We start from the raw sequence: 19,951 nt of genomic DNA, 5'->3' as shown, positions 1-19,951 counted from the left end.
TCAGGTCTGGCCGATGCTTCCTCAGGAGCGGCACGATTTTCCAGACATCGCCGAGCCACCACGTCGGCTCGTTCTTACTCTGCGCGTCCTTCGGGGCGATCTCGACGCGCCGGGTCATCGCGAAGTCGGCAGGGACGCAATCGTGCATCGCGATCACGGAGTTCCGCGAGCAGTGCTGTTCGGTGTTCATGAAGTCGCGCAGCAGGAACTCGACAAGATGCATGCCGTCGAGGAAAGCGAGATCAACCGGGCGCCCGAAAAGCGAGACTGGGTCCTGTTCGCGGAAGAACTGATCGCTGCCGATCTGATACAGCAGGCAAGAGGGCTTCTTGCCGAAGAACTTCTCGCGCAGGGTGAACGTAGGATCGACAGCGATCGTATCGCACTCCGCCAATTCCAGCGATCGGCCCGAGCGCACCCCTACCTCCAAGTAGGTTTTCGGTCTTAGTAACTTGTGCAGATTCCTCAACACGACCGTGTAACCGTCGCCCGTCAACGGGGCGATGAGTCGGTCCTTTTCTGCTTCTCCGTCCATCACGTCCCCCTGGCTCATTGACCCCACCGCCCTTCCGAAGGGTCGATGCGGTGCCGTTAAAGCCCGCCGGCTCGGCCTAAGCCTAGTCCGACCCTGCCAACCCCACCACCACCGGAGAACCATCATGGACCTCAGCCCCGTCGGCGAGGCCGCTCTCATCGCGCGCGAGGGACGGCGGCTCGAAGCCTACAAGGACAGCGTCGGCATCTGGACCATCGGCGTCGGCCATACCGCCGCCGCGGGCCCCCCGACGCCGCGCGCGGGCCTGCGCATCACCGCGGCCGAGTGCGATGCGATCTTCGCCCGCGACGTGCAGAAGTTTGTGAAGACGGTACGCGACGCCGTGCCGGCGGACCTGCCGCAGCACGCCTTCGACGCCCTGGTCTCACTCTGCTTCAACATCGGCCAGCCGGCCTTCCTGCGCTCGACCGTGCTGCGCAAGCTGCGGGCCGGCGACCGGGCAGCGGCGGCCGAGGCTATCCTGCTGTGGAACCGCCCGGCCGTCATCATCCCGCGGCGCCGGGCCGAGTATGACCAGTTCCGCACGCCCTATGCCGAGGCTCTGCCGAGTCAGGTGCGCAGCGCAAAGTCGGTCACCGTCGCCGCACCCGTGGCGGTCGTGCTCGACAAGACCAAGCCCACGCCCGTGATCGAACCGGTGGTCGTGCCGCCCTCGACCGGCTGGTGGCCCTGGCTCGCCGGGCTGTTCCGCATCACGCCCGCGGTCGAGCCGCACGCCGAGACGAAGGGCGGTACGTGATGTTCACCGCCGACCAACTCGTCGCTCACCTCGTCGGCGACTACCTCCTGCAAAGCCACTGGGTGGCGACCCGCAAGGGGCAGGACAACCTCGCCGCCTTCGCGCACGCGACCACCTACAGCCTGCCGTTCCTGTTCCTCGGACCCGGGGGATGGTCCGGTGTGCTCGCCCTCGCCCTGATCGGCGGAACGCATTTCGTGATCGACCGCTGGCGCCTCGCGCGCTTCGTCGTGTGGGCCAGCCGGCCTCCGCGAGCATCGTCACCGCCGTGCCGCGTAGGTCGTGGAAGTGGAGATCGGCGGCGATCCCGGCCGCCTTCGACGTCTCCGTGCACGTCGTGTGGAAGTAGCGCTTCAGCCAGGGCCGGCCTGACGCCAGGGTCAGGATCGTGCGCGACCGCCGCGGCGCCGCATCCAAGGCGGCGCGCAGCGCCATCGTCCCCGGCACGTAGACCTGCGTGCGCGTCTTGCCCTGAGGTGGCCATGACGCTCAAGGAATGATTGAAGCGATCGCGGACGCCGAGCGACCGATCGGCAGGGTGCCGTGACCCGCGCCCAACCCGAGCAGCTCCTTCAGGCCCAGGTCGTGGCCCGATTCAAGCAGGCCTTTGACTGCGCGCCCTTCTCGGCACCGAACGGCGGCAAGCGGGGGCGGATCGAGGCGGTGCGGCTCAAGGAGAGCGGGGTCGCGGCCAGCCATCCCGACCTATTTGCTGGGCGAATCCCCGCTTCTCGGCTCAGACGACGAAGAAGTCGTCGTGCGTCAGCGCGGCCTTGTTGTCGAGCACGGCGAATTTCACCGCCGCTCCGCTGCCCGAGCCGTCCGCGTCGTAGAACAGCTCGCCCGTCGACTGCTTGTAGAGGATGCGGTCGTTGGCATCGGCGCTGCCCATGCTGATGTTCTTGAACGCGCTCTCGGCGATCTGCCCCGTCGCCAGCGCGGAGAAGACACTTTTCGACAGCCGCACCGTGTCCTCGGCCGCGAAGTCGACGATCCGGTCGACGTTGCCCGTGCCCAGGGCGGTCGAGAACTGGAAGCTGTCCGCGCCACCCCGGCCGCTCAGCAGGTCGGCGCCATCCTTGCCGTCGAGGACGTTCGCGCCGTTGTTGCCGACCAGCGACTGCCCGAACGCGTTGCCGGAGAGGTTGAACCGCGCCGAGCCGGTCGAGGCGAGCAGCTGCAGCGCCTCGATCTCCTGGCCCTCCCCGAGCGCGTAGCTCGCCGTCGCCAGCACCGTGTCGCGCCCACCACCCGCCGCCTCGGTAACCCGGTCGCCGAGATTGTCGACGATGTAGGTGTCGTCGCCGCCCCGCCCGGTCATCGCGTCGCGGCCGATACCGCCGTTGATGACGTTGGCGCCGTTGTTGCCCACCAGCGACTGGCTGATCGCGTTGCCGGTCAGGTTCAGGTTGGCCGATCCGGTCGCGGCGAGCAGTTGCAGCCCCTCGATCTCCTGCCCGGTCTGGAGCGTGTAGCTCGTCGAGGCGAACACCCGGTCGACGCCCCCGCCCGAGGCCTCGAACACGAGGTCCCCGGCATTGTCGACGACGAAGGCGTCGTTGCCGGTCCCGCCCGTCAGCCGGTCGGCGCCGGTGCCGCCGTTGAGGGTATCGGCGCCGGCCCCGCCGTTCAGCGTGTCGATGCCGTCCAGCGTGGTGAAAGTGTCGGCGCCGGAGCCGCCGGTCAGCGTGATGTTGCCGATGCTGGTGGTGGTGGTGCCGTCGCCGACCAGCGTGGTGGTGCCGCCGACGCTCTGCATGACGAAGCGCAGGGCCGCGGTGGCGCCGGAGCGGTCGATGATCGCGCTGTCGCTGCCCGGACCGCCGATCAGCACGTCGCGCCCGCCCGAGCTGATCAGGGTGTCATTGCCCGCTCCCCCGTCGAGGCGATTGTTGTGAACGCTCAAATCGTTGTTGTCGTCCAACGTGTTAGCAAGTTCATTTCCCGTAAGATTTATGGCCGATCCGCCGTAGGAAATAATCAAGTTCTCTACCGACTGCCCTGCCTCGAGCGTAAAATCGACATCGGCAAACACCGTGTCTTTTCCCTCGCCTACTCTCTCAACGATCCTGTCTGCAATATTGTTTACAAAATAGGTGTCGTTACCGGTTTGGCCTTCAAGGATGTCGCCACGAATCGTGCCGGACAGCATGTTGTCCTGGTAGTCGCCCACCTCTTTGGTAGCTACTATGCTCCATTTTGTTTCGTTGCTTGCGTAAGGTGAATCTATGTCTACAAATTTATAAATGATCGTGCCGGAATTATAGTTAATGCTATAAAAATAATCTTTTCTGTCGTCAAAATCACGCGCTCTTAAATTTACCGAAGTTTCTGTTTGGGCATCAACATGGAGGTTTCTGCCTCCGAATTCGATACCTTCGTCCGCCCAATATTCATATATTTCCACGGGCGACTCGGGATAATAGTTTTCTTCATAGTGATAAACAATACGATTCTTCTCTGTAACAAAGCTTCCGTTATTATCAACATACGAAATGTCTATCGAGAGTTCTTTATATTCCACCTGACACCCCATGGCTTGCAATGTTGATTTACAAATAATACGAAGGGCGAGTACAAAGTCAAGGCATAAAATAGTAAATTGTTGGGCCAACAATCCTATAAAAAATTACTAATCCAAGTCAATCTGCAATTTCATTTGATCATTATGTTAAAAATCTACAAATACATGTATAATTTCAGATTGAATATCTTTTGTAGTATGGACGAGATCAGGTTCGATTTCATTTTCTAATTGACGCAGGCAACACAGTCTGAACAAAAATCAAACGCTCCTCACTGGCACCCCGTCCCGCGCCATTCCCGGCGATGAAGATGACACGGGTGACGGCCATGAGCGTCACGGCCGCCAGATCGGTAGCGCGCTCGGCCAGCGCCAACACCGCCTCCACTAGGATCTGCAGGCGCAGCGGCACGGGGTCGGTGCTGCCCTTGACGGCGTGGGCGAGATCGCGGGCCAGATGTGCCGGGCAGATCGGATGGTGGACGCCATGTCCCGGCTGCGCCGTTAAGCGGTCCGGGATCTCCAGTGCGCGCCTCTCTGGCGCCACCGCCTTCGCCGCCAACCTCAACACCGTCGACGCCTGAAACCCGCATCACGGGCGTGAGGAATCACCGGAATGCAACATTGTGCCGAAGTCGAGTCCGGCATTTAATCCGGCCGGCGTCGTGCGTGAGGGCACATCCGAAATGAAAGACCATGCCTATATTCGTCATCAGCAGAGAGAAACAGACCCAAATCCTGGGCTGGGCTGCAAAAGGAGTATGAACACCACATGAAGACGCGAGTCGCCGCCGTCGTTGCCGCCGTCATGCTCGGCGCCACCGCTCCGGTCTCTTCCGCCTTGGCCTTCAGCGCGCTTCCCCCGATGGAGCGGAACGTGCCCGTCACGACCTACGCTCCGGAGGTGATGGGGTCGCTCGGTGTTCACGATGACCGGAAATTCACCCGTTGCCCGGTGAGTTCGGCCGCCGAGGGCAATGCCAACCAGCAGAACTTCCCGGTCAAGCAGTACGGCCAGACCTCGGGCGGCACCCGCTGCTGACCCGAACGGCCCGTCCACAGGGGCGGGCGGCCGGCCTGGAACGATACTGCAAAATCCTGGTCTCGATCGGCATCTCGACGGTCGAGACCTGCAAGATGCATCATGCACATCTTGCAAAAATCACCCCAATATCCGGTTCGACCCTTGATCACGTGGTCGTGATGGATCGGACCATGCCACGGCCCGCATTGTGCCTGCGGTGCCTGTAGCCGTCCGGCTCAGGCGCCTCGCGACCTGCGGACGCTATCGAACCCTCAACCCCCCTCGTGTTTCTTTAGGAGTCGATCGACGATGCAGCTGAAGCCCGTTTCCTACGCCATGATCGCCGTGTTCGCCTGTGGCCTCATCGTGACGGCCGTCGGCTCGGTCAGCGTGCTGATGGGCCTCTGACCGGGGCGCCGTCCCAGCCCACCTCATCGAGATCTCGCTCACCGGGCTTTCCGACGCTTCGTGAGCGACCGGTCATCCCCTGCGCAGAACCGCGTCGCGGTCGAGGCGCAGCAGGAGAATGACCGGGATCAACCCGATTCCCACGATCAGGAGTGCGGCGGCGGCACCGTCCTCGTAGGTGCCGCGCGCCGCCTCCCCGTAGAGATGCGTGCTCAGCGTCTCCACGTTGAGCGGCCGCAACAGCAGCGTCAGCGGCAATTCCTTGGCGATGTCCACGAAGGCCAGCAGCGCCCCGCTCAGGATGGCGGGCCACGCCAGCGGCACCTGAACCGTCAGCAGGGTCGAGAGCCGCCCCCGCCCGAGCACCCGCGCCGCGTCGGGAACCGTGCGCGGAATGCGCGCGAGCCCGGCCTCCGTCGCCCCCACCGACACAGTGAGGAAGCGCATCCCGTAGCCCATCACCAGGGCACCGCCCGTACCGAGGCCGACGAGGGCCAGCGAGGCTCCGGTCAGCGCCGTCATCCCGGAATCGACGAGCGCCAGCGGCGCGAGCAGCCCCACCGCCAGCACCGTGCCGGGCATGGCGTAGCCGAGCGCCGCCATCCGGATGAGCGCGGCGCCTTGTCGCCGCCCGAGCAGGCCGGGCGCCGCCGCGATCAGCAGCCCCAGCGCCACCGTCAGCACCGTCGCCGCGCCTGCGTAGAGGATCGTGTTCACGGCCTCGGCCAGCAGCGTGTCCGGCAGCCCCGCGCCCTGGACGCGCCGCCACGCCGAGAGCGCGAGATAGCCCGCGGGCAGGCCGAAGCCGAGGATCACCGGCACCCCTCCGAGCGTCAGGGCGGCAGCGGCCCGCCCACCGCCGAGACGCCGCCGCGCGCTCGGGCGCTCGCGCTGCCCCGTACCGGCAAAGCCCCGCCCGCCGCGGGCGAGGCGTTCCAGCCCGACGAGGAGCAGGACGCAGGCCAGCATCACCAGCGCGATCTGCGCCGCGCCGGGCAGGTCGGAGCGGTTCACCCAGGTGGCGTAGACCTGGACCGTGAGGGTGCGAACGCCCAAGAATTCCGCGGCGCCGACATCGTTGAGCGCCTCCATCAGGGCGAGACCAGTGCCGAGCGCCACCGCGGGCCGTGCCAAGGGGAGCGCCACGCGGAAGAAGGTCCGGCCGGGCCCGGCGCCGAGCATCCGCGCGGCCTCGAGCAGGCCGCCGGCCCGCATCAGGAACAGCGCCCGCGTCGGCAGGTAGACGTAGGGATAGAGGACGAAGCCGAGCAGGAGGATGCAGCCGGGCAGGGAGCGCAGCTCGGGCAGGACGAGGTCGCGCGGGCCCGCGAGCCCCAGCATCCCCCGCAGCCCGCTCTGGACCGGCCCGAGCGGATGCATCAGGTCGAGATAGGCGAAGGCGACCACGTAGGTCGGCACCGCGAGCGGCAGAAGCAGCGCGGCGTCGAGGAGGCGCCGGCCGGGAAAGTCGAAGGCCGAGACCAGCCACGCCGTCCCGGTGCCGAGCCCGATCACGAGGAGGCCGACGCCCGCGAGCAGCAGGGCGGTGTCGCGGATCGCCTGCGGCAGGACGTAGGCGGCGAGATGCGGCCACAGCTCGCCCGTCCCCTCGGCCGCCGTGAACGCCAGCGAGACGACGGGCGCCGCGAGCAGGGCGCCGAGCGCGAGGGTCGCCGCCCAGGCGAGCCCGCGCGTCACCGGCATGATGGGACCGAGCGTCAGTTGTCGAAGCCGACCTTGTCGACGAGCAGGCTCGCGGCCTTGCGGTTGCGGGCGATCTCGACGAGCGGCGTCGTGTCGATGGCGAGCGTCCCGAAGGCGGAGAGCAGCGGATCGACCGCGGCACCCGGCTTCACCGGATACTCGTAATCGGTCCTGGCGTAGAGCGCCTGCGCCTCGTCGGAGACGAGGTATTCAAGGAGCTTGACCGCCTCGTCGCGGTTCGGCGCGTTCCTGGCGACGATGGCGCCCGAGACGTTGACGTGCGTGCCCCCGCCCTCGAAGGTCGGCAGCACGACCTTGATCGCCTCGCCCCATTTCTGCTGATCCGGGCCGCCGCGGCCCGAGCGCATCAAGCCGACATAATAGGAATTGGCGAGCCCGACCTCGCAGAGGTCGGCGGCGATGTCGCGGGCCACGTCCCGGTCGCCGCCCGCAGCCTTGCGGGCGAGGTTGGCCTTCACCCCCTTGAGCCAGGCCTCCGTCTTCTCCGCCCCGTGGCGGACGAGGAAGGCCGAAATCAGCGCAGTGTTGTAGGGGTGCTGCCCGGAGCGGAGGCAGACCTTGCCCTTCCATTTCGGATCGGCCAGCTCCTCGTAGGTGGCGGCGGAGAGGTCGGAGAGGCCCCTGTCGGCGTAGAGCACGCGGGCCCGCATGGAGAGGCCGAACCAGCGGCCTTCCGAATCGCGCAACGGCGCCGGCACCGCCGCCTCGAGCGCGGCGGAGCGCACCGGCTGGGCGAGGTCGCGGTCGACCAGCTCGATCAGATTGCCGATATCGACCGTCATGACGAGGTCGGCCTGCGAGCGGGCCCCCTCGGCGGCGACACGCTCGGCCAGCCCCTTCTCGACGAACACCGTGTTGACCTTCACGCCGCTCCTGGCAGTGTAGGCGTCGAGCAGCGGCCGGATCAGGCCGGGCTCGCGGGTGGTGTAGAGGTTGACCTCCGCCGCCTGCGCGACACCGCCGAGCGTCAGCACCCAGCCGAAACACACGAGTCGTCCAGTCCTGAGCAGGCGCGACACGATAAAACTCCCCCGGATCGTCGATGCGATCCGGGTGTTATACAGGACAGGAGCCTCCGGCAAGGCGGTTCTTGTTTATAATTATTCCAACTATATTTTCTGCTTCAGTCCGCCTCCGACCGGTCGGCGAAGACGAGCACCCGCTCGGCGACGAGGCCGACGCCGACGAGGTCTGCGGCGGGGGTGTCGGGCGGCAGGTTCAGCCGCAGCGGCGCGTCGAGGCCGTCCACCGCGAGATCGAGACGCAGGGCCGGTCCGGCGAAGGCGCGGCGCAGCACGCGGGAGGGCCGGCCCTCGCCGGCCGGGCCGACCCGGATCGCTTCCGGCCGCAGGCAGACCCGCACGGCGCCGTCCGCAATCGCGGCCGGTCGAGGGAGGGAGCCGAGCGGCGTCTCGACGAGGCCCTCGGCGGCCAGACCGGGGATCTCGATCACCTCGCCCAGCGCCCGGGCCGCGGCCGGGCTCGCCGGTGCGCGGTAGAGAGCCTCGGCCGTGCCGCATTGGATCAGGCGGCCCGCCCGCATCAGGGCGATACGGTCGGCGACCTCGACCGCCTCCGCCGCGTCGTGGGTCACGAGGATCGCGCTGGCGCCGGCCTGCCGCAGGACCCGGACGGTGTCGGCCCGGACCCGCTCGCGGGTGCCGGCATCGAGATTCGAGAACGGCTCGTCGAGGAGCAGCACCCGCGGGCGCGGCGCCAATGCCCGGGCCAGCGCCACCCGCTGCGCCTCGCCGCCGGACAGGGTGGCCGGGTAGCTCTCGGCCCGCTCGGCGAGGCCGACCTCCCCGAGCCGTTCCAGGGCGACCCGACGCGACGCGTCGCGGCCGAGGCGCTTGAGGCCGAAGCGGACATTGGCCAGCACCGTGAGGTGCGGGAACAGGGCGTAGTCCTGGAACATCAGCCCGATGCCGCGCGCCTCCGGCGGCACCGACCGCCCGCGCCCGGCGACGAGGCGGCCGTCGACCCGGATCTCGCCCGCATCCGGCTCGTCGAGCCCGCTGACGAGGCGCAGCAAGGTGCTCTTGCCGCAGCCGGAATCGCCGAGCACGGCCAGGATCTCGCCCGCGCCCAGCGCCAGCGACACCCGGTCGAGGGCGAGGGCCGGCCCGTAGCGCCGGCTCACCGCATCGACGGCGAGCCGAGGAGGCGCGTGAGGGTCGCTCTCCTCGGCCATGCTGCGACTGGACACTCGATTCCGTCCTCTGCTCGGCCCTTCGCGGACCCTTACGAACATTCCGTGACGGACCCGACGCTCTTGAGCGACGCTTCCACGAAGAACGCGCCGCCCCGCCCTCGTCATCCCGAGGCACGCGACGGACGCGGATCAGGCGACGCCGCCGACCTTCTCAAAGCCCGCGCCCCGTGATATCCGGCCCCTCGTGCGGGTGTAGCTCAATGGTAGAGCAGCAGCCTTCCAAGCTGAATACGAGGGTTCGATTCCCTTCACCCGCTCCACCGTTTCAAGGCCGGAAAGCTCTACCCGCACAGCGGTTTAGCTCTCCGGCCTTTTCCTTGCCTGGGGCTGCCCCATTCGAGTGATACCAGCCTGATACCAGTTTCGGGGGTGAAACCGCGCCTTCTTGCGGTGCGCCGATTCGAGGGCGAGGATCGACCGTCGACCGCCAGCGTCAGGGTTCCAGGCAGCCGCCTAGTCCGGCCGGGCACCTCAATGGCGGGAGCGCCGCGGCGGCGCCCGGGGACGTTCGCGAGCCCCTCGTCGCTTATGTGTCGAACTCTGGCACCCTCGCGCGAAGGATATGCGGTCCCCCCCTCCGGAGGCCGCCATGCCCGCCAACGCCTACCTGTCTCTGACCTCGCTCTCCGGGACGCGGCCGCATGCCGTCCCCGACGACGTGCGGGGATTCCGCCGCGAGGACCCCGCCGGCCGGTGCGCGGCCTGCCGCCACCACGTCCGCATCGAGGGACCGGCGCCGGCGACGCGCGACACGGGGGAGGCCGCGGTCGCCGACGTCTGCCTGGCGTTCCGCCGCGAGCTTCTCGTCGCCCGGCCTACGACGCGGCGGTGCGGGCGATTCGAGGACGTTAAGCTTTCCAAATGGTGAACGCTGTTTTTTCAGCATCGCGTCGAATTTTAAGAATTCGATTCAGATAAATGCGACCCGCGCCCCTGCATCTTGGCATCATCGAAGACCAGGGAGCACGACAATGGCAATGCGCATCACCGACCAGAACGACATCGACGTCACCACCCTTCGCGCCGAGCTCGAAGAGGCCCGTCGCATCCAGGAGCAGTGTCTCGCCAGCGGCGTGAACCACTCCGATTGGATGGAGGGGGCCTTCAAGGGAGCCGACCTCGCCTTCGGCTACTGGAAGGAGGGGCCGACCGTCACGCGGGGCCTGCTGAAGGGCGAGAAGCGCCTTGAGGCCATTGCCGGCGGCAAGGAGGCGGCGCAGCTTCGTGTCCTCCGCGTCTCCTGCCGCGAGGCGGCCGAGGCTGAGGCCATGTACCGGGTGTGGGGCGACGGACGCGCCGCCGCCTAACAGGCCTTCGCCTTCCCCGCCCGGCGCTCGGCATCCCGCCGGGCGTAGCGGGCGCCCACCTCGGCGGCATCGCGGGGCGGCCTCTCCATCGCAGGGGCCGTCTCGCGCAGCACGTGAGCGAACCGCGACGCGAGGGCAGGATTTCTACGAAATCGACCCCCTCTTGGATATTCCGTCCGCGTGCCCGCAATCTACCCTTTTGACCCCTTGCGGACCTAACAGCTGGCCGGATGAGGCGTCTGCTTCGAGCGGAGAAGCGGACCTCCCCAGGGCGGTCACGACATCAGCAGGTTGAGGCACATTAGCGACCGCCCATCTGCCTATGTCGAGGGCCCACGTCCCTCCTTTGTGAGCGTCATCCGGCCTTGCGTAACCCCCCCGCAAGACATCAGGCGGTTCATCCGTGCGGGTCGCATGCCCTGAACGGCCTCGTGACCACCGCTCCACGTGCGTGGGGACCTGACGGCCCAATCGTGTTGACCGACCACACAGATTGAGAGACGGCCTCCGGCGGGGGCCGGGGCGACGCCGGCCACCGTCGCGGCGCCGCGGGACGCACTTTCCGATGCCAAAGGCCCTCATCCGCTCTAGCTTCCCCAGGGGGCGCACTTCCCGCGGGGCGTTGAACCGATGCTAGACCACCCGTTGCTGAGGAAGCTCGCCGCCCTGTCACCGTTGTCGGATGAGGACCGACGCCACCTGACGCAGGTCGCCGCTCACCCTGTCGCGGTCCCCACCAGGACGGACCTGATCCGCGAGGGCGACACGCCGCGGGGCGTGTTCCTCGTTCTCGAAGGCATGGCTTGCCGCTACAAGATCCTGCCGGACGGAAACCGGCAGGTGCTCGCCTTCCTCATCCCTGGCGACTTCTGCGACTTAGACGTCTCCCTGCTCAACGCGATGGACCACGCCATCGGCACGCTGTCCCCCTGTCTCGTGGTGCACATCCCGACCCGGACGGTGGGGGACCTGCTCGACGACCACCCCGGCATCGCCCGGGCCATGCGCCTCGCCGCCCTGGTCGAGGCCGCGACGGCGCGGCAGTGGCTCGTGAATGTCGGCCGGCGCTCCTGCGAGCGACGCCTCGCCCACATCCTGTGCGAGATGCTAGTGCGGCTCCGGCACGTGGGGCTGGCCTCCGACGTGGGGTACGACCTCCTCCTCACGCAGGTCGACCTCGCCGACGCGACCGGGATGACGTCCGTCCACGTCAACCGCTCTCTGCGGGCGCTGCGGCGGCGCGGGCTGATCGAGATCCAAGGCCGCCGCATCGCCATCCCGGACCTAGCCGCCCTAGAGGCGGCGGCCGAGTTTGACCCGAGATACCTCCGCCATGCGGGGACCGACCCGCGATTGAGACCCGGGCTGCGCGAGACCGCCCCTCCGGACGCCTCTGTTTTCCGTGAGGCGGCCCTGCCCGTGGACGGGGCTTAGCCGTCCGGCGTCAGCGGTCCCCGCCCCCGAGGACAAGCCGCAGCGAGCGGGCGAGCTCGTCGCGGCGGTAGGGCTTGTTGAGCACTGCCAGCTCGCCGCGCCCGATCACCTGCCCCTCGTCGAGGTTCGCGACGTAGCCCGAGGTGAGCAGCACCTTGATGCCGGGCCGAAGCCGTTGCGCCTCGACCGCGAGCTGCGACCCGTTCATGCCGCCCGGCATGACAACATCCGAGAACAGGATGTCGATGCGCTCGACCCCCGTGAGGTGCCCCAGCGCCTCGGCGGCGTTGCGGGCGACGACGACCCTGTAGCGCAACTCCTCCAGGCTCTCGGTCGCCATGGCGAGTACCTGCTCGTCGTCCTCGACCAGCAGGACCGTCTCGCCCTCGCCGGCCCGCCGCAGCGGGATGGACGCGGCCGGACCCGTGCCGACCTCCTCGCCGGCGGGGTCGGTCGAGCGCGGGAAGAACAGGTTCACCGTCGTGCCCTGGCCGACCTCGGAATCGATGCGGGCGAACCCCCCGGCGCTGCGCGTGAAGCCGTACACCTGGCTCAACCCGAGCCCGGTCCCCTTCCCGACTTCCTTGGTGGTGAAGAAGGGCTCGAACACGCGCTGGAGCTTGTCCGCCGGGATGCCTGAGCCGGTATCGGTCACCGAGACGGCGACATAGGGCCCGGGCGGCACGCCACGGTCGGCGACCGCGCCCGTCCCGAGACGGACGTTGCGGCTCGTCACCGCGATGCGGGCGTGGCCGTCGGCCGCCTCCATCGCGTCGCGAGCGTTGACGACGAGGTTCAGCACCGCCGCCTCGAACTGGGCTGGGTCGATGCGGATCGGGTCGAGCGCGGGATCGAGGTCGAAGGCGAGCTCGACGGCGGCGCCGGCTGCGCGTTCGGCCAGCGGCTTGAAGTCCAGCAACAGGCGGTTCGGGTTGAGCGTCTGCGGCCGCAGCATCTGCCGGCGCGAGAAGGCCAGGAGCTGCTGCGTGAGCTGCTCGCCGCGTCGGGCCGCGCCCATGGCCGCCTCGGCCAGACGCTTGACCCGGTCGACCTGCTCGGGCCGCCGCAACATCATGTCGAGGCCGCCGACGATGACGGTGAGCAGGTTGTTGAAATCGTGCGCCACGCCGCCGGTCAACTGACCGATGGCCTCCATCTTCTGGGCCTGGCGCAGCGCCTCCTCGGTGAGCCGCTGGTCGGTGCGGTCCATCAGGATGCCGGCGATGCGCACGGCGGCGCCCGCCTCGTACTTGATCCGCCCCCTGAGGGCGATCCAACGCACCTGTCCGTCGGTACGCCGAATGCGGCATTCCAAGTCGAGCGTGCCGGTTTCCACGGTCGTCGCGAAGGCGTGCTCGGCGGCCGCGTGGTCCTCCTCGACGATGTGGGCGAGAAGGGCTTCCCGGTCCCACGCCTGCCCCCCGGCCCCGTATCCGAACACCGCGTCGAAGCGGGGCGAGCGGCGCGAGGCGCCGGTGCGGTAATCGAGGTCCCACGACGCCATCCCGGCGGCGTCGAGCGCGAAGGCCAGGGTCTCGTGCGCCGCCTCGACCTCGCGGGTGCGCTCGGCCACCCGCCGCTCCAGGTCCTCGTTGGCGAGGCGGAGATCCTCCTGCGCCCGCTCTCGCTCCAGCAGGTGCCCGCGGGCCTGGTACTGGCGCCTCCGCGCCCTCAGTGCCGAGGCCGCCGCGCTGGCGAGCGTCTCGGCGTTCACCGGGCGCTCCAGCAGGACGACGTTGCCGAGCCGGGCGAGCAGGCGCGCGGCGCGCTCGGATCGGCGCCCGGCCTGGCGGGTGGCCAGCACGATGAACGGGAAGTCGGACCATGGCGGCTGGGTATCGAGCCAGGCGAACAGGTCGGCGAGGTCGCCCTCCAGCGCCTCCTCCGTGACGAGCGCGGCGCCCGCCCCCGCCGCGAGGCCGTCCAGCAGGCACGTGAGGTCCGGGCACGCCTCGGCGCACGCGCCGGCCTGGACGAGCACCTGCCCGGTCACCGCGGCGTCGCGCCCGCGCGGCGCCAGGACCAGGATGCGTTCCTCGTGGGAAGCGGGCAACGCGGTCACCGGTCCTCGCCCTGGCCCGCGAGCATCGCGACCTTGCCGCGATAGGCCGGCAGGCCGGACAGGACGCCCTCGAAGTCGCCGAGTGCCTTGCCGACCCGGAGCCCGCCCGGCCCGAACTTCAGTTCGCGGATGCTGCGCTCGTGCGCGTTGACCCTGCTCTTCACGACCGAGAGCGCGGCGCGCACCTCGCCCTTGGCCTCGAAGAACCGGAACAGCAGGATGCAGTCGCTGAGATAGCTCAGGTCGACGTCGGTGCGGACCTCGCCGACGACCCCGTGCTGGCCGAGGACCAGGAGCGTGGTGACGCCCCGCTGGTTCAGGTAGCTCAGCAACTCGTGCATCTGCAGGACCAGGAACTCCTCGCCCGGCATCGCGTGCAGGTAGGCGTTCAGGCTGTCGATGATCACGAATGCCGAGCCGCGTTCCTCGACCGCCTCCCGGACCATCGTGGCGAACTCGCCCGGCGAGACCTCCGCGGGGTCGAGTTGCGTGATGACGAGGCGCCCGGCCTCGATGTGCGGGGCGAGGTCCATGCCGAGGGTGGCCGACCGGGCCAGGAGCGTCCCGAGCCCCTCGTCGAACAGGTAGTAGGTGGCGCTCTCGCCGCGCTCCAGGGCGGCCAACATGCAGCGGATGGCCGTCGTCGTCTTGCCGATGCCGGAAGGCCCGAGAAGGAGGGTGTTGGTCCCCGGCACCAGACCCCCGCCGAGCAGCAGGTCGAGCTCGCCCGAGCCCGTCGACTTGCCCGTCGGGTCGAAGCTCGCGTGGTGCTCGGCGGCGATCAGGCGCGGGAAAACGCTGACGCCGCCGGTCTCAAGCAGGAAATCGTGATGTCCGCCCCGGAACTTGATGCCGCGCATCTTCACGATGCGCAGGCGGCGGCGCTCGGGTCCGTAATCGCGGGGCATCTGGTCGAGCGAGATCACCCCGTGCGCGATGCTATGAAGCTGGACGTCCCCCGTCTCGGAGGTCTTGTCGTCCAGCATCAGCACGGTGCAGGCGCGCTTGGCGAAGAACCGCTTCAGCGCCAGGATCTGGCGCCGGTAGCGCAGCGGGTTCTGGGCCAGCAGGCGCAGCTCCGACAGGCTGTCGAACACCACCCGGTCGGGCTTCAGGTCGGCGACGCGCGCGATGACATCCTTCACCGTCTCGCCGAGCTCGATCTCGGAGGGATGCAGGATCGATTGCTCGCTATCGGGGTCGAGGCCCATCTCGTCGACCAACTCGTAGACGTCGATGCCGTCGAGCGCCCAGCCATGGGTCGCCGCTGCGGCGCGGAGCTCGTCCGTGGTCTCCGACAGAGTGACGTAGAGCGCCCGCTCGCCGCGCGAGACGCCCTCGCGCAGAAACTGCAAGGCCAGCGTCGTCTTGCCCGTCCCGGGCGTACCCTCCAACAGGTAGAGCCGGCTCGGCGTCAGGCCGCCGCAGAGGACGTCGTCGAGGCCAGGCACGCCGGTCGAGATCCGGGGTTCCGACGCGGTCGGTGAGCTCGTCGAGGCATCGGTCATGGCAGTCAGGGCTCCGTGGCTAGGGGCAGACCCCGGCATGCCGGCAAGGTAGCGCCCGGCCAAGCCCTTGTCAGCGCTCGCGCCGCCGCATCGTGAGTATCCCCGAAGCCGTGCCGCGTAACGGGGGGCGCGCTCCGTTACGCAGCACCCGCGGAGTCGACATCCCGGCTTCCGGAATAGGGAAGCCCCGCAGCCCTGGGGCGTTTTGGCTCGGCACCCCCCTGAGCAAACCGCTCGCATGGGGGCGATTGCTCAGCCACAAGCCTCGGCCTACGCCTAGCCTCCATTGGCGGTTACGGGGGGCTATGCTCGAACGTGTGCGCTTCGGCTCCCGATTCGCCCCATCCCGGCGTTGAAGCATCCCCACCGACGCATGCCCGAGTTCCATTTGGCCGCTTTCCGAACCAGCCGCATGCGGATGCCCGCAATGCCGAACCGCGACGCCGGAGGATCGCGGTGAGCGGCATCGAGAGGGGGCCCCGGCAGAATAGACCGGCCTCGACGGACGCCGTGCCCTACCAGGCGATCTTCGAGAGCGCGGTCGACTGCGCCATCGTCACCACCGACCACGAGGGACGGGTCACCGCCTGGAACCCGGGCGCCGAGCGCATCATGGGCTGGTCGGCCGAGGAGATGGTCGGGCGGCCCGCGGCGACGTTCTTCACGCCCGAGGATCGCGCGGAGGGCCGCCCCGGGACCGAGATGCGGTGCGTCTCCGAGACGGGGCGGGCAACCGACGAGCGATGGCACCTGCGCAAGGACGGGTCGAGGTTCTGGGCCAGCGGCGAGATGATGCCGTTGCGCTCGCCTGGGGGCGCCGACCTGGGTTTCCTCAAGATCCTGCGCGACCGCACGGTGGCCACGGCGAGCGAGGGCGAGACGCGCCGGGTCCGCGACGAGCTCCAAGTCGTCACCGACGCGCTGCCCGTGCTCATCAGCTTCATCGACAAGGACCATATTTACCGGTTCGCGAATCGGCACTACGAGACCTGGTTCGAGCGCCCGGCGAGCGAGATCCTGGATCGGCCCGTGCGTGAGGTCGTCGGCGAGGCGGTCTACCAGGCCCGACTGCCCTTCATGGCGCGGTCGTTCGCCGGCGAGGACATCACGTTCGACGCCCTGATGCCCTATCGCGGCGGCGCGACCCGGCAGTCGGAGATCCGCTACATCCCGCGTCGGACCGCGGACGGGATTGTCGACGGCATCTTCGTGATGGTCACCGACATCTCCGAGCGCCAGGCGGCGCAGGCCGACCTGCGCGAGGCGGAGGACAGGCTCCGGCTGGCCCTGGAGGGGGCCGGCACCGGGATCTACGACTACGACCTCGTCACCGGCGCACTGGCCTGGGACGCGCGCACACGCGCCCTGTTCGGTTTGTCCGCCGACGACCTGGTCTCCTACGAAGGCGCCTTCCTGCCCGGCGTCCACCCGGACGACCGGGAGATGGCCGACCGCGCCGTGCAGGCGGCCATCGGCTCGCCCGCGGGCTTCGACATCGAGTACCGCGTCGTCGGCCGGCGCGACGGCGTGGAACGCACGCTGGCCGCGCGGGGCAACACGGTGTTCCGGGACGGCGCGCCCGTGCGCTTCGTCGGCACCGTCCGCGACATCACCGAGGCCCGATCCGCCGAGGCGCGGGCGCGGCGGCTCGCGGCCCTCGTCGAGCAGTCGAGCGACTTCATCGGGGTCGCCGACCTCGACGGCAACGCCGAGTTCGTCAACGAGGGCGGCCGCCGGCTGGTCGGCCTGGCCAGCCTGGAAGAGGCCCGCAACCACAATTTGGTGGACTACTTCGAGCCCGCGGACCGTCCGACGGTGCTGGAAAGGGTTCTTCCGGCCGTGCGCGCGAGCGGCTTCTGGGAGGGCGACCTCGCGTTCCGCCACTTCTCGACCGGTGCGGCGGTCCCGGTCCATTACACCATCTTCCCGGTCCGTGACGCGCTCGGGGCGGTCACCGGCTACGGCACAGTCACCCGCGACCTCACGGAACGCCGAAGGCAGGAAGCTTTTCGGGACGCCCTGATCACCTTCGCCGACCGCCTCCAGGATTGTCGCGACACCGCCGGGATGGCGGCGGTCGGGGCCGAGATCATGGCGCGAACGCTCGGCCTCGACCGCGCCGGTTACGGTACGGTCGACGACGCCTTGGAGCATATCGAGATCGAGCGGGACTGGACCGCGCCGGGCGTGGCGAGCGTCGCCGGGCGCCATCGCTTCGAGGATTACGGCGAGGTCCGTACCGGCCTGGAGCAGGGCCGCGAGGTCGTCATCCGGGACGTCACCACCGACCCGCGCACCTCCGCCGACCCCGGAGCGCTGCTCGCGGTCGGCGCCCGGGCCCTGATCAACGTGCCGGTGATGGAGCACGGGCGCATCGTGGCGCTGTTCTTCCTGCACGACCGGCAGCCGCGTGACTGGCGCACCGACAAGCTCGCCTTCGTCCGCGACGTCGCCGAACGCACCCGCGCCGCTATCGAGCGCTTCCGCGCCGATGCGAGCCGGCGCGAGAGCGAGGAGCAATTCCGGGTCTTCGCCCAGGCCATGCCGAACCACGTCTGGGCGGCGGACGCGAACGGCGCGCTCTACTGGTTCAACGAGCAGGTGCATGCCTACGCCGGCACCTCGGCGGGCGAACTCGACGGAACGGCCTGGGCCTCCATCGTGCACCCGGACGACGTCGGGTCCGCGGGACGGGCCTGGGGAGCCTCGCTGGCCGCAGGGACGCACTACGAGACCGAGTTCCGCATCCGGCGTGCGGACGGGACCTTCCGCTGGTTCCTCGTCCGCGCCGAGCCGATCCGCGGTCCCGACGGGGCGGTCGTCCGGTGGATCGGCACGAACACCGACATCGAGGACCGCAAGCAGGCCGCATCCCAGTTGGAGCGCCTCAACGAGAACCTGGAACAGCAGGTCGAGGAGCGTACGCGGGAGCGCGACCGGGCCTGGCGCCTGTCGCAGGACCTACTCGTGGTCGCGGACGCGGACGGCACCATCGTGGCGGTGAACGCGGCCTGGACGAAGCTGCTCGGATGGACGGCGAGTGACCTCGTCGGAACGAGCTTCATCGAGTTCACGCATCCGGAAGACCTCGACGCGACGCTCGCGGCCTTCGCGGGCATCTTCCGGGAACCGCTCACGACACCCTACGAGTACCGATTTCGCCACACGGACGGCGCCTACCGGTACTTCGCCTGGACGGGCAGTTTCGAGGACGGGCGGGTCTATGCAAGCGGCCGCGAGACCACGGCCGAGCGGGAGCAGGCGACCGCGCTGCGGCGGACCGAGGAGGCGCTGCGGCAGTCGCAGAAGATGGAGGCCGTCGGGCAGTTGACCGGGGGCCTCGCCCACGACTTCAACAACCTTCTTGCCGGCATCTCGGGCTCGCTGGAGTTGATGCAGACCCGGATGAGCCAGGGGCGGCTGACCGACCTCGACCGCTACATGACCGCGGCGCAGGGCGCGTCGAAGCGGGCGGCGGCGCTGACCCACCGCCTGCTCGCCTTCTCCCGCCGCCAGACCCTCGACCCGAAGCCCACCGACGTGAACGCTTTGGTGAACGGCATGGAGGACCTGATCCGCCGGACCGTGGGTCCCTCCGTGCACATCGAGGTGGTGGGGACGGCCGGGCTCTGGCCGGCGCTCGTCGACCCGCCGCAGCTTGAAAACGCGCTGCTGAACCTGTGCATCAACGCCCGTGACGCCATGCTGGAGGGCGGGCGCATCACCATCGAGACCGCCAACAAGTGGCTCGATGAGCACGGCGCGAAGGAGCGCGACCTGCCTCCGGGCCAGTACCTCTCGCTGTGCGTGACGGACACCGGAACCGGCATGACGCCCGAGGTCATCGCCCGCGCCTTCGACCCCTTCTTCACCACCAAGCCCATCGGCCAGGGCACGGGGCTGGGCCTCTCGATGATCTACGGCTTCGCCCGGCAGACGGGCGGTCAGGTCCGGATCTACTCGGAGGTCGGCCAGGGCACGACCATGTGCATCTACCTGCCGCGCCACTACGGCGACGCGGAGGGCGCCGATAGCCCGCCGGACCTCGCCTCCGCCTCCCGCGCCGAGCAGGGCGAGACGGTGCTGATCGTGGATGACGAGCCCACGGTGCGCATGCTGGTCACCGAGGTGCTGGAGGACCTGGGCTACACCGCCATCGAGGCTTCGGACGCGGTCGCCGGGCTCAAGGTGCTGCAGTCCGACGTGCGCATCGATCTGCTCGTCACCGACGTCGGGCTGCCGGGCGGCATGAACGGGCGCCAGATGGCCGATGCCGGGCGCGTGAACCGCCGGAACCTGAAGGTGCTGTTCATCACCGGCTACGCGGAGAACGCCGCGGTCGGCAACGGCCACCTGGAGCCCGGCATGGCTGTCCTGACCAAGCCCTTCGTGATGGAGGCGCTGGCCAGCCGCATCAAAGACCTGATCTCCAACCCATGACTTCCACCG

At 68.7% G+C, this 19,951-nt stretch carries 13 protein-coding genes, 1 tRNA gene and 3 pseudogenes; 8 read left to right on the top strand and 9 right to left on the bottom strand.

Translation table 11 applies throughout. The features are described from left to right. The coding region (locus tag HNR00_RS15520) for a class I SAM-dependent methyltransferase (RefSeq protein WP_246390673.1) at positions 1–553 on the bottom strand (553 nt) is incomplete at its 3' end. A 106-nt stretch (positions 554–659) separates the two neighbouring features. On the opposite strand from HNR00_RS15520, the gene HNR00_RS15515 reads away from it, so the two are divergent. Next, positions 660–1,295, top strand: coding sequence for a lysozyme (locus tag HNR00_RS15515; RefSeq protein ID WP_183570882.1), 636 nt, complete (start codon positions 660–662; stop codon positions 1,293–1,295). Next, a pseudogene (locus HNR00_RS25560) lies at positions 1,295–1,453 on the top strand (DUF3307 domain-containing protein); the annotation flags it as partial. The gene HNR00_RS15515 and the pseudogene HNR00_RS25560, both read left to right, overlap by 1 nt. Before the next feature lie 130 nt (positions 1,454–1,583). Here the strand turns inward: HNR00_RS25560 and HNR00_RS25555 are convergent. The 3 genes and pseudogenes from HNR00_RS25555 to HNR00_RS25550 all read right to left on the bottom strand — a co-directional run. After that, positions 1,584–1,730 (bottom strand): annotated as a pseudogene (locus HNR00_RS25555) (tyrosine-type recombinase/integrase); the annotation flags it as partial. A 301-nt stretch (positions 1,731–2,031) separates the two neighbouring features. Next, a complete protein-coding gene (locus tag HNR00_RS15505; RefSeq protein WP_183570878.1) occupies positions 2,032–3,819 on the bottom strand; it encodes a calcium-binding protein in 1,788 nt (595 codons plus the stop codon). A gap of 310 nt (positions 3,820–4,129) precedes the next feature. Next, positions 4,130–4,339, bottom strand: a pseudogene (locus tag HNR00_RS25550) (IS66 family transposase); the annotation flags it as partial. A gap of 252 nt (positions 4,340–4,591) precedes the next feature. Here HNR00_RS25550 and HNR00_RS15495 point away from each other — a divergent pair. Continuing rightward, on the top strand, positions 4,592–4,861 hold the full coding sequence (locus tag HNR00_RS15495) for a hypothetical protein (RefSeq protein ID WP_183570874.1): 270 nt from the start codon (positions 4,592–4,594) through the stop codon (positions 4,859–4,861). Between the two features lie 462 nt (positions 4,862–5,323). Here the strand turns inward: HNR00_RS15495 and HNR00_RS15490 are convergent, their stop codons facing one another. The 3 genes from HNR00_RS15490 to HNR00_RS15480 all read right to left on the bottom strand — a co-directional run bounded on the left by HNR00_RS15490 (position 5,324) and on the right by HNR00_RS15480 (position 9,170). Continuing rightward, positions 5,324–6,955, bottom strand: coding sequence for an ABC transporter permease (locus tag HNR00_RS15490; RefSeq protein ID WP_183570871.1), 1,632 nt, complete (start codon positions 6,953–6,955; stop codon positions 5,324–5,326). A 14-nt stretch (positions 6,956–6,969) separates the two neighbouring features. After that, positions 6,970–7,995 carry an extracellular solute-binding protein gene (locus tag HNR00_RS15485; protein WP_183570869.1) on the bottom strand — a complete coding sequence of 342 codons (1,026 nt, stop codon included), beginning with the start codon at positions 7,993–7,995 and terminating at the stop codon, positions 6,970–6,972. Between the two features lie 104 nt (positions 7,996–8,099). Further along, positions 8,100–9,170 (bottom strand): ABC transporter ATP-binding protein, encoded by a 1,071-nt coding sequence (locus tag HNR00_RS15480; protein ID WP_183570891.1) that lies wholly within the window; start codon positions 9,168–9,170, stop codon positions 8,100–8,102. Positions 9,171–9,377: 207 nt separating this feature from the next. Between HNR00_RS15480 and HNR00_RS15475 the strand changes: the two genes are divergently transcribed. From HNR00_RS15475 to HNR00_RS15460, 4 genes are all read left to right on the top strand, one after another. Continuing rightward, a tRNA-Gly gene (locus HNR00_RS15475) sits at positions 9,378–9,451 on the top strand. Positions 9,452–9,780: 329 nt separating this feature from the next. Continuing rightward, complete coding sequence (locus HNR00_RS15470; RefSeq protein WP_183570867.1) at positions 9,781–10,059, top strand: hypothetical protein; 279 nt, start codon at positions 9,781–9,783, stop codon at positions 10,057–10,059. A gap of 103 nt (positions 10,060–10,162) precedes the next feature. After that, a complete protein-coding gene (locus tag HNR00_RS15465; protein WP_183570865.1) occupies positions 10,163–10,498 on the top strand; it encodes a hypothetical protein in 336 nt (111 codons plus the stop codon). Positions 10,499–11,128: 630 nt separating this feature from the next. Next, positions 11,129–11,932 carry a Crp/Fnr family transcriptional regulator gene (locus HNR00_RS15460; protein WP_183570863.1) on the top strand — a complete coding sequence of 268 codons (804 nt, stop codon included), beginning with the start codon at positions 11,129–11,131 and terminating at the stop codon, positions 11,930–11,932. A gap of 10 nt (positions 11,933–11,942) precedes the next feature. On the opposite strand, the gene HNR00_RS15455 is transcribed toward HNR00_RS15460, so the two are convergent. Both HNR00_RS15455 and HNR00_RS15450 read right to left on the bottom strand, forming a co-directional pair. Then, positions 11,943–13,985, bottom strand: a complete 2,043-nt coding sequence (locus tag HNR00_RS15455) for a PAS domain-containing hybrid sensor histidine kinase/response regulator family protein (RefSeq protein WP_210306507.1) — start codon at positions 13,983–13,985, stop codon at positions 11,943–11,945. A 5-nt stretch (positions 13,986–13,990) separates the two neighbouring features. Beyond that, the gene (locus HNR00_RS15450; protein ID WP_183570859.1) at positions 13,991–15,502 is read right to left on the bottom strand and encodes an ATPase domain-containing protein; all 1,512 of its coding nucleotides are present in this window, start codon (positions 15,500–15,502) and stop codon (positions 13,991–13,993) included. Between the two features lie 510 nt (positions 15,503–16,012). On the opposite strand from HNR00_RS15450, the gene HNR00_RS25950 reads away from it, so the two are divergent. Then, the gene (locus tag HNR00_RS25950; protein WP_210306506.1) at positions 16,013–19,942 is read left to right on the top strand and encodes a PAS domain S-box protein; all 3,930 of its coding nucleotides are present in this window, start codon (positions 16,013–16,015) and stop codon (positions 19,940–19,942) included. Positions 19,943–19,951: the final 9 nt, after the last annotated feature.

The organism is Methylorubrum rhodinum (genome assembly GCF_014199935.1).
Classification (GTDB): domain Bacteria; phylum Pseudomonadota; class Alphaproteobacteria; order Rhizobiales; family Beijerinckiaceae; genus Methylobacterium; species Methylobacterium rhodinum.
The sequence above is the reverse complement of the archived record's forward strand: the minus strand, read 5'-3'. Positions and strand labels throughout refer to the sequence as shown.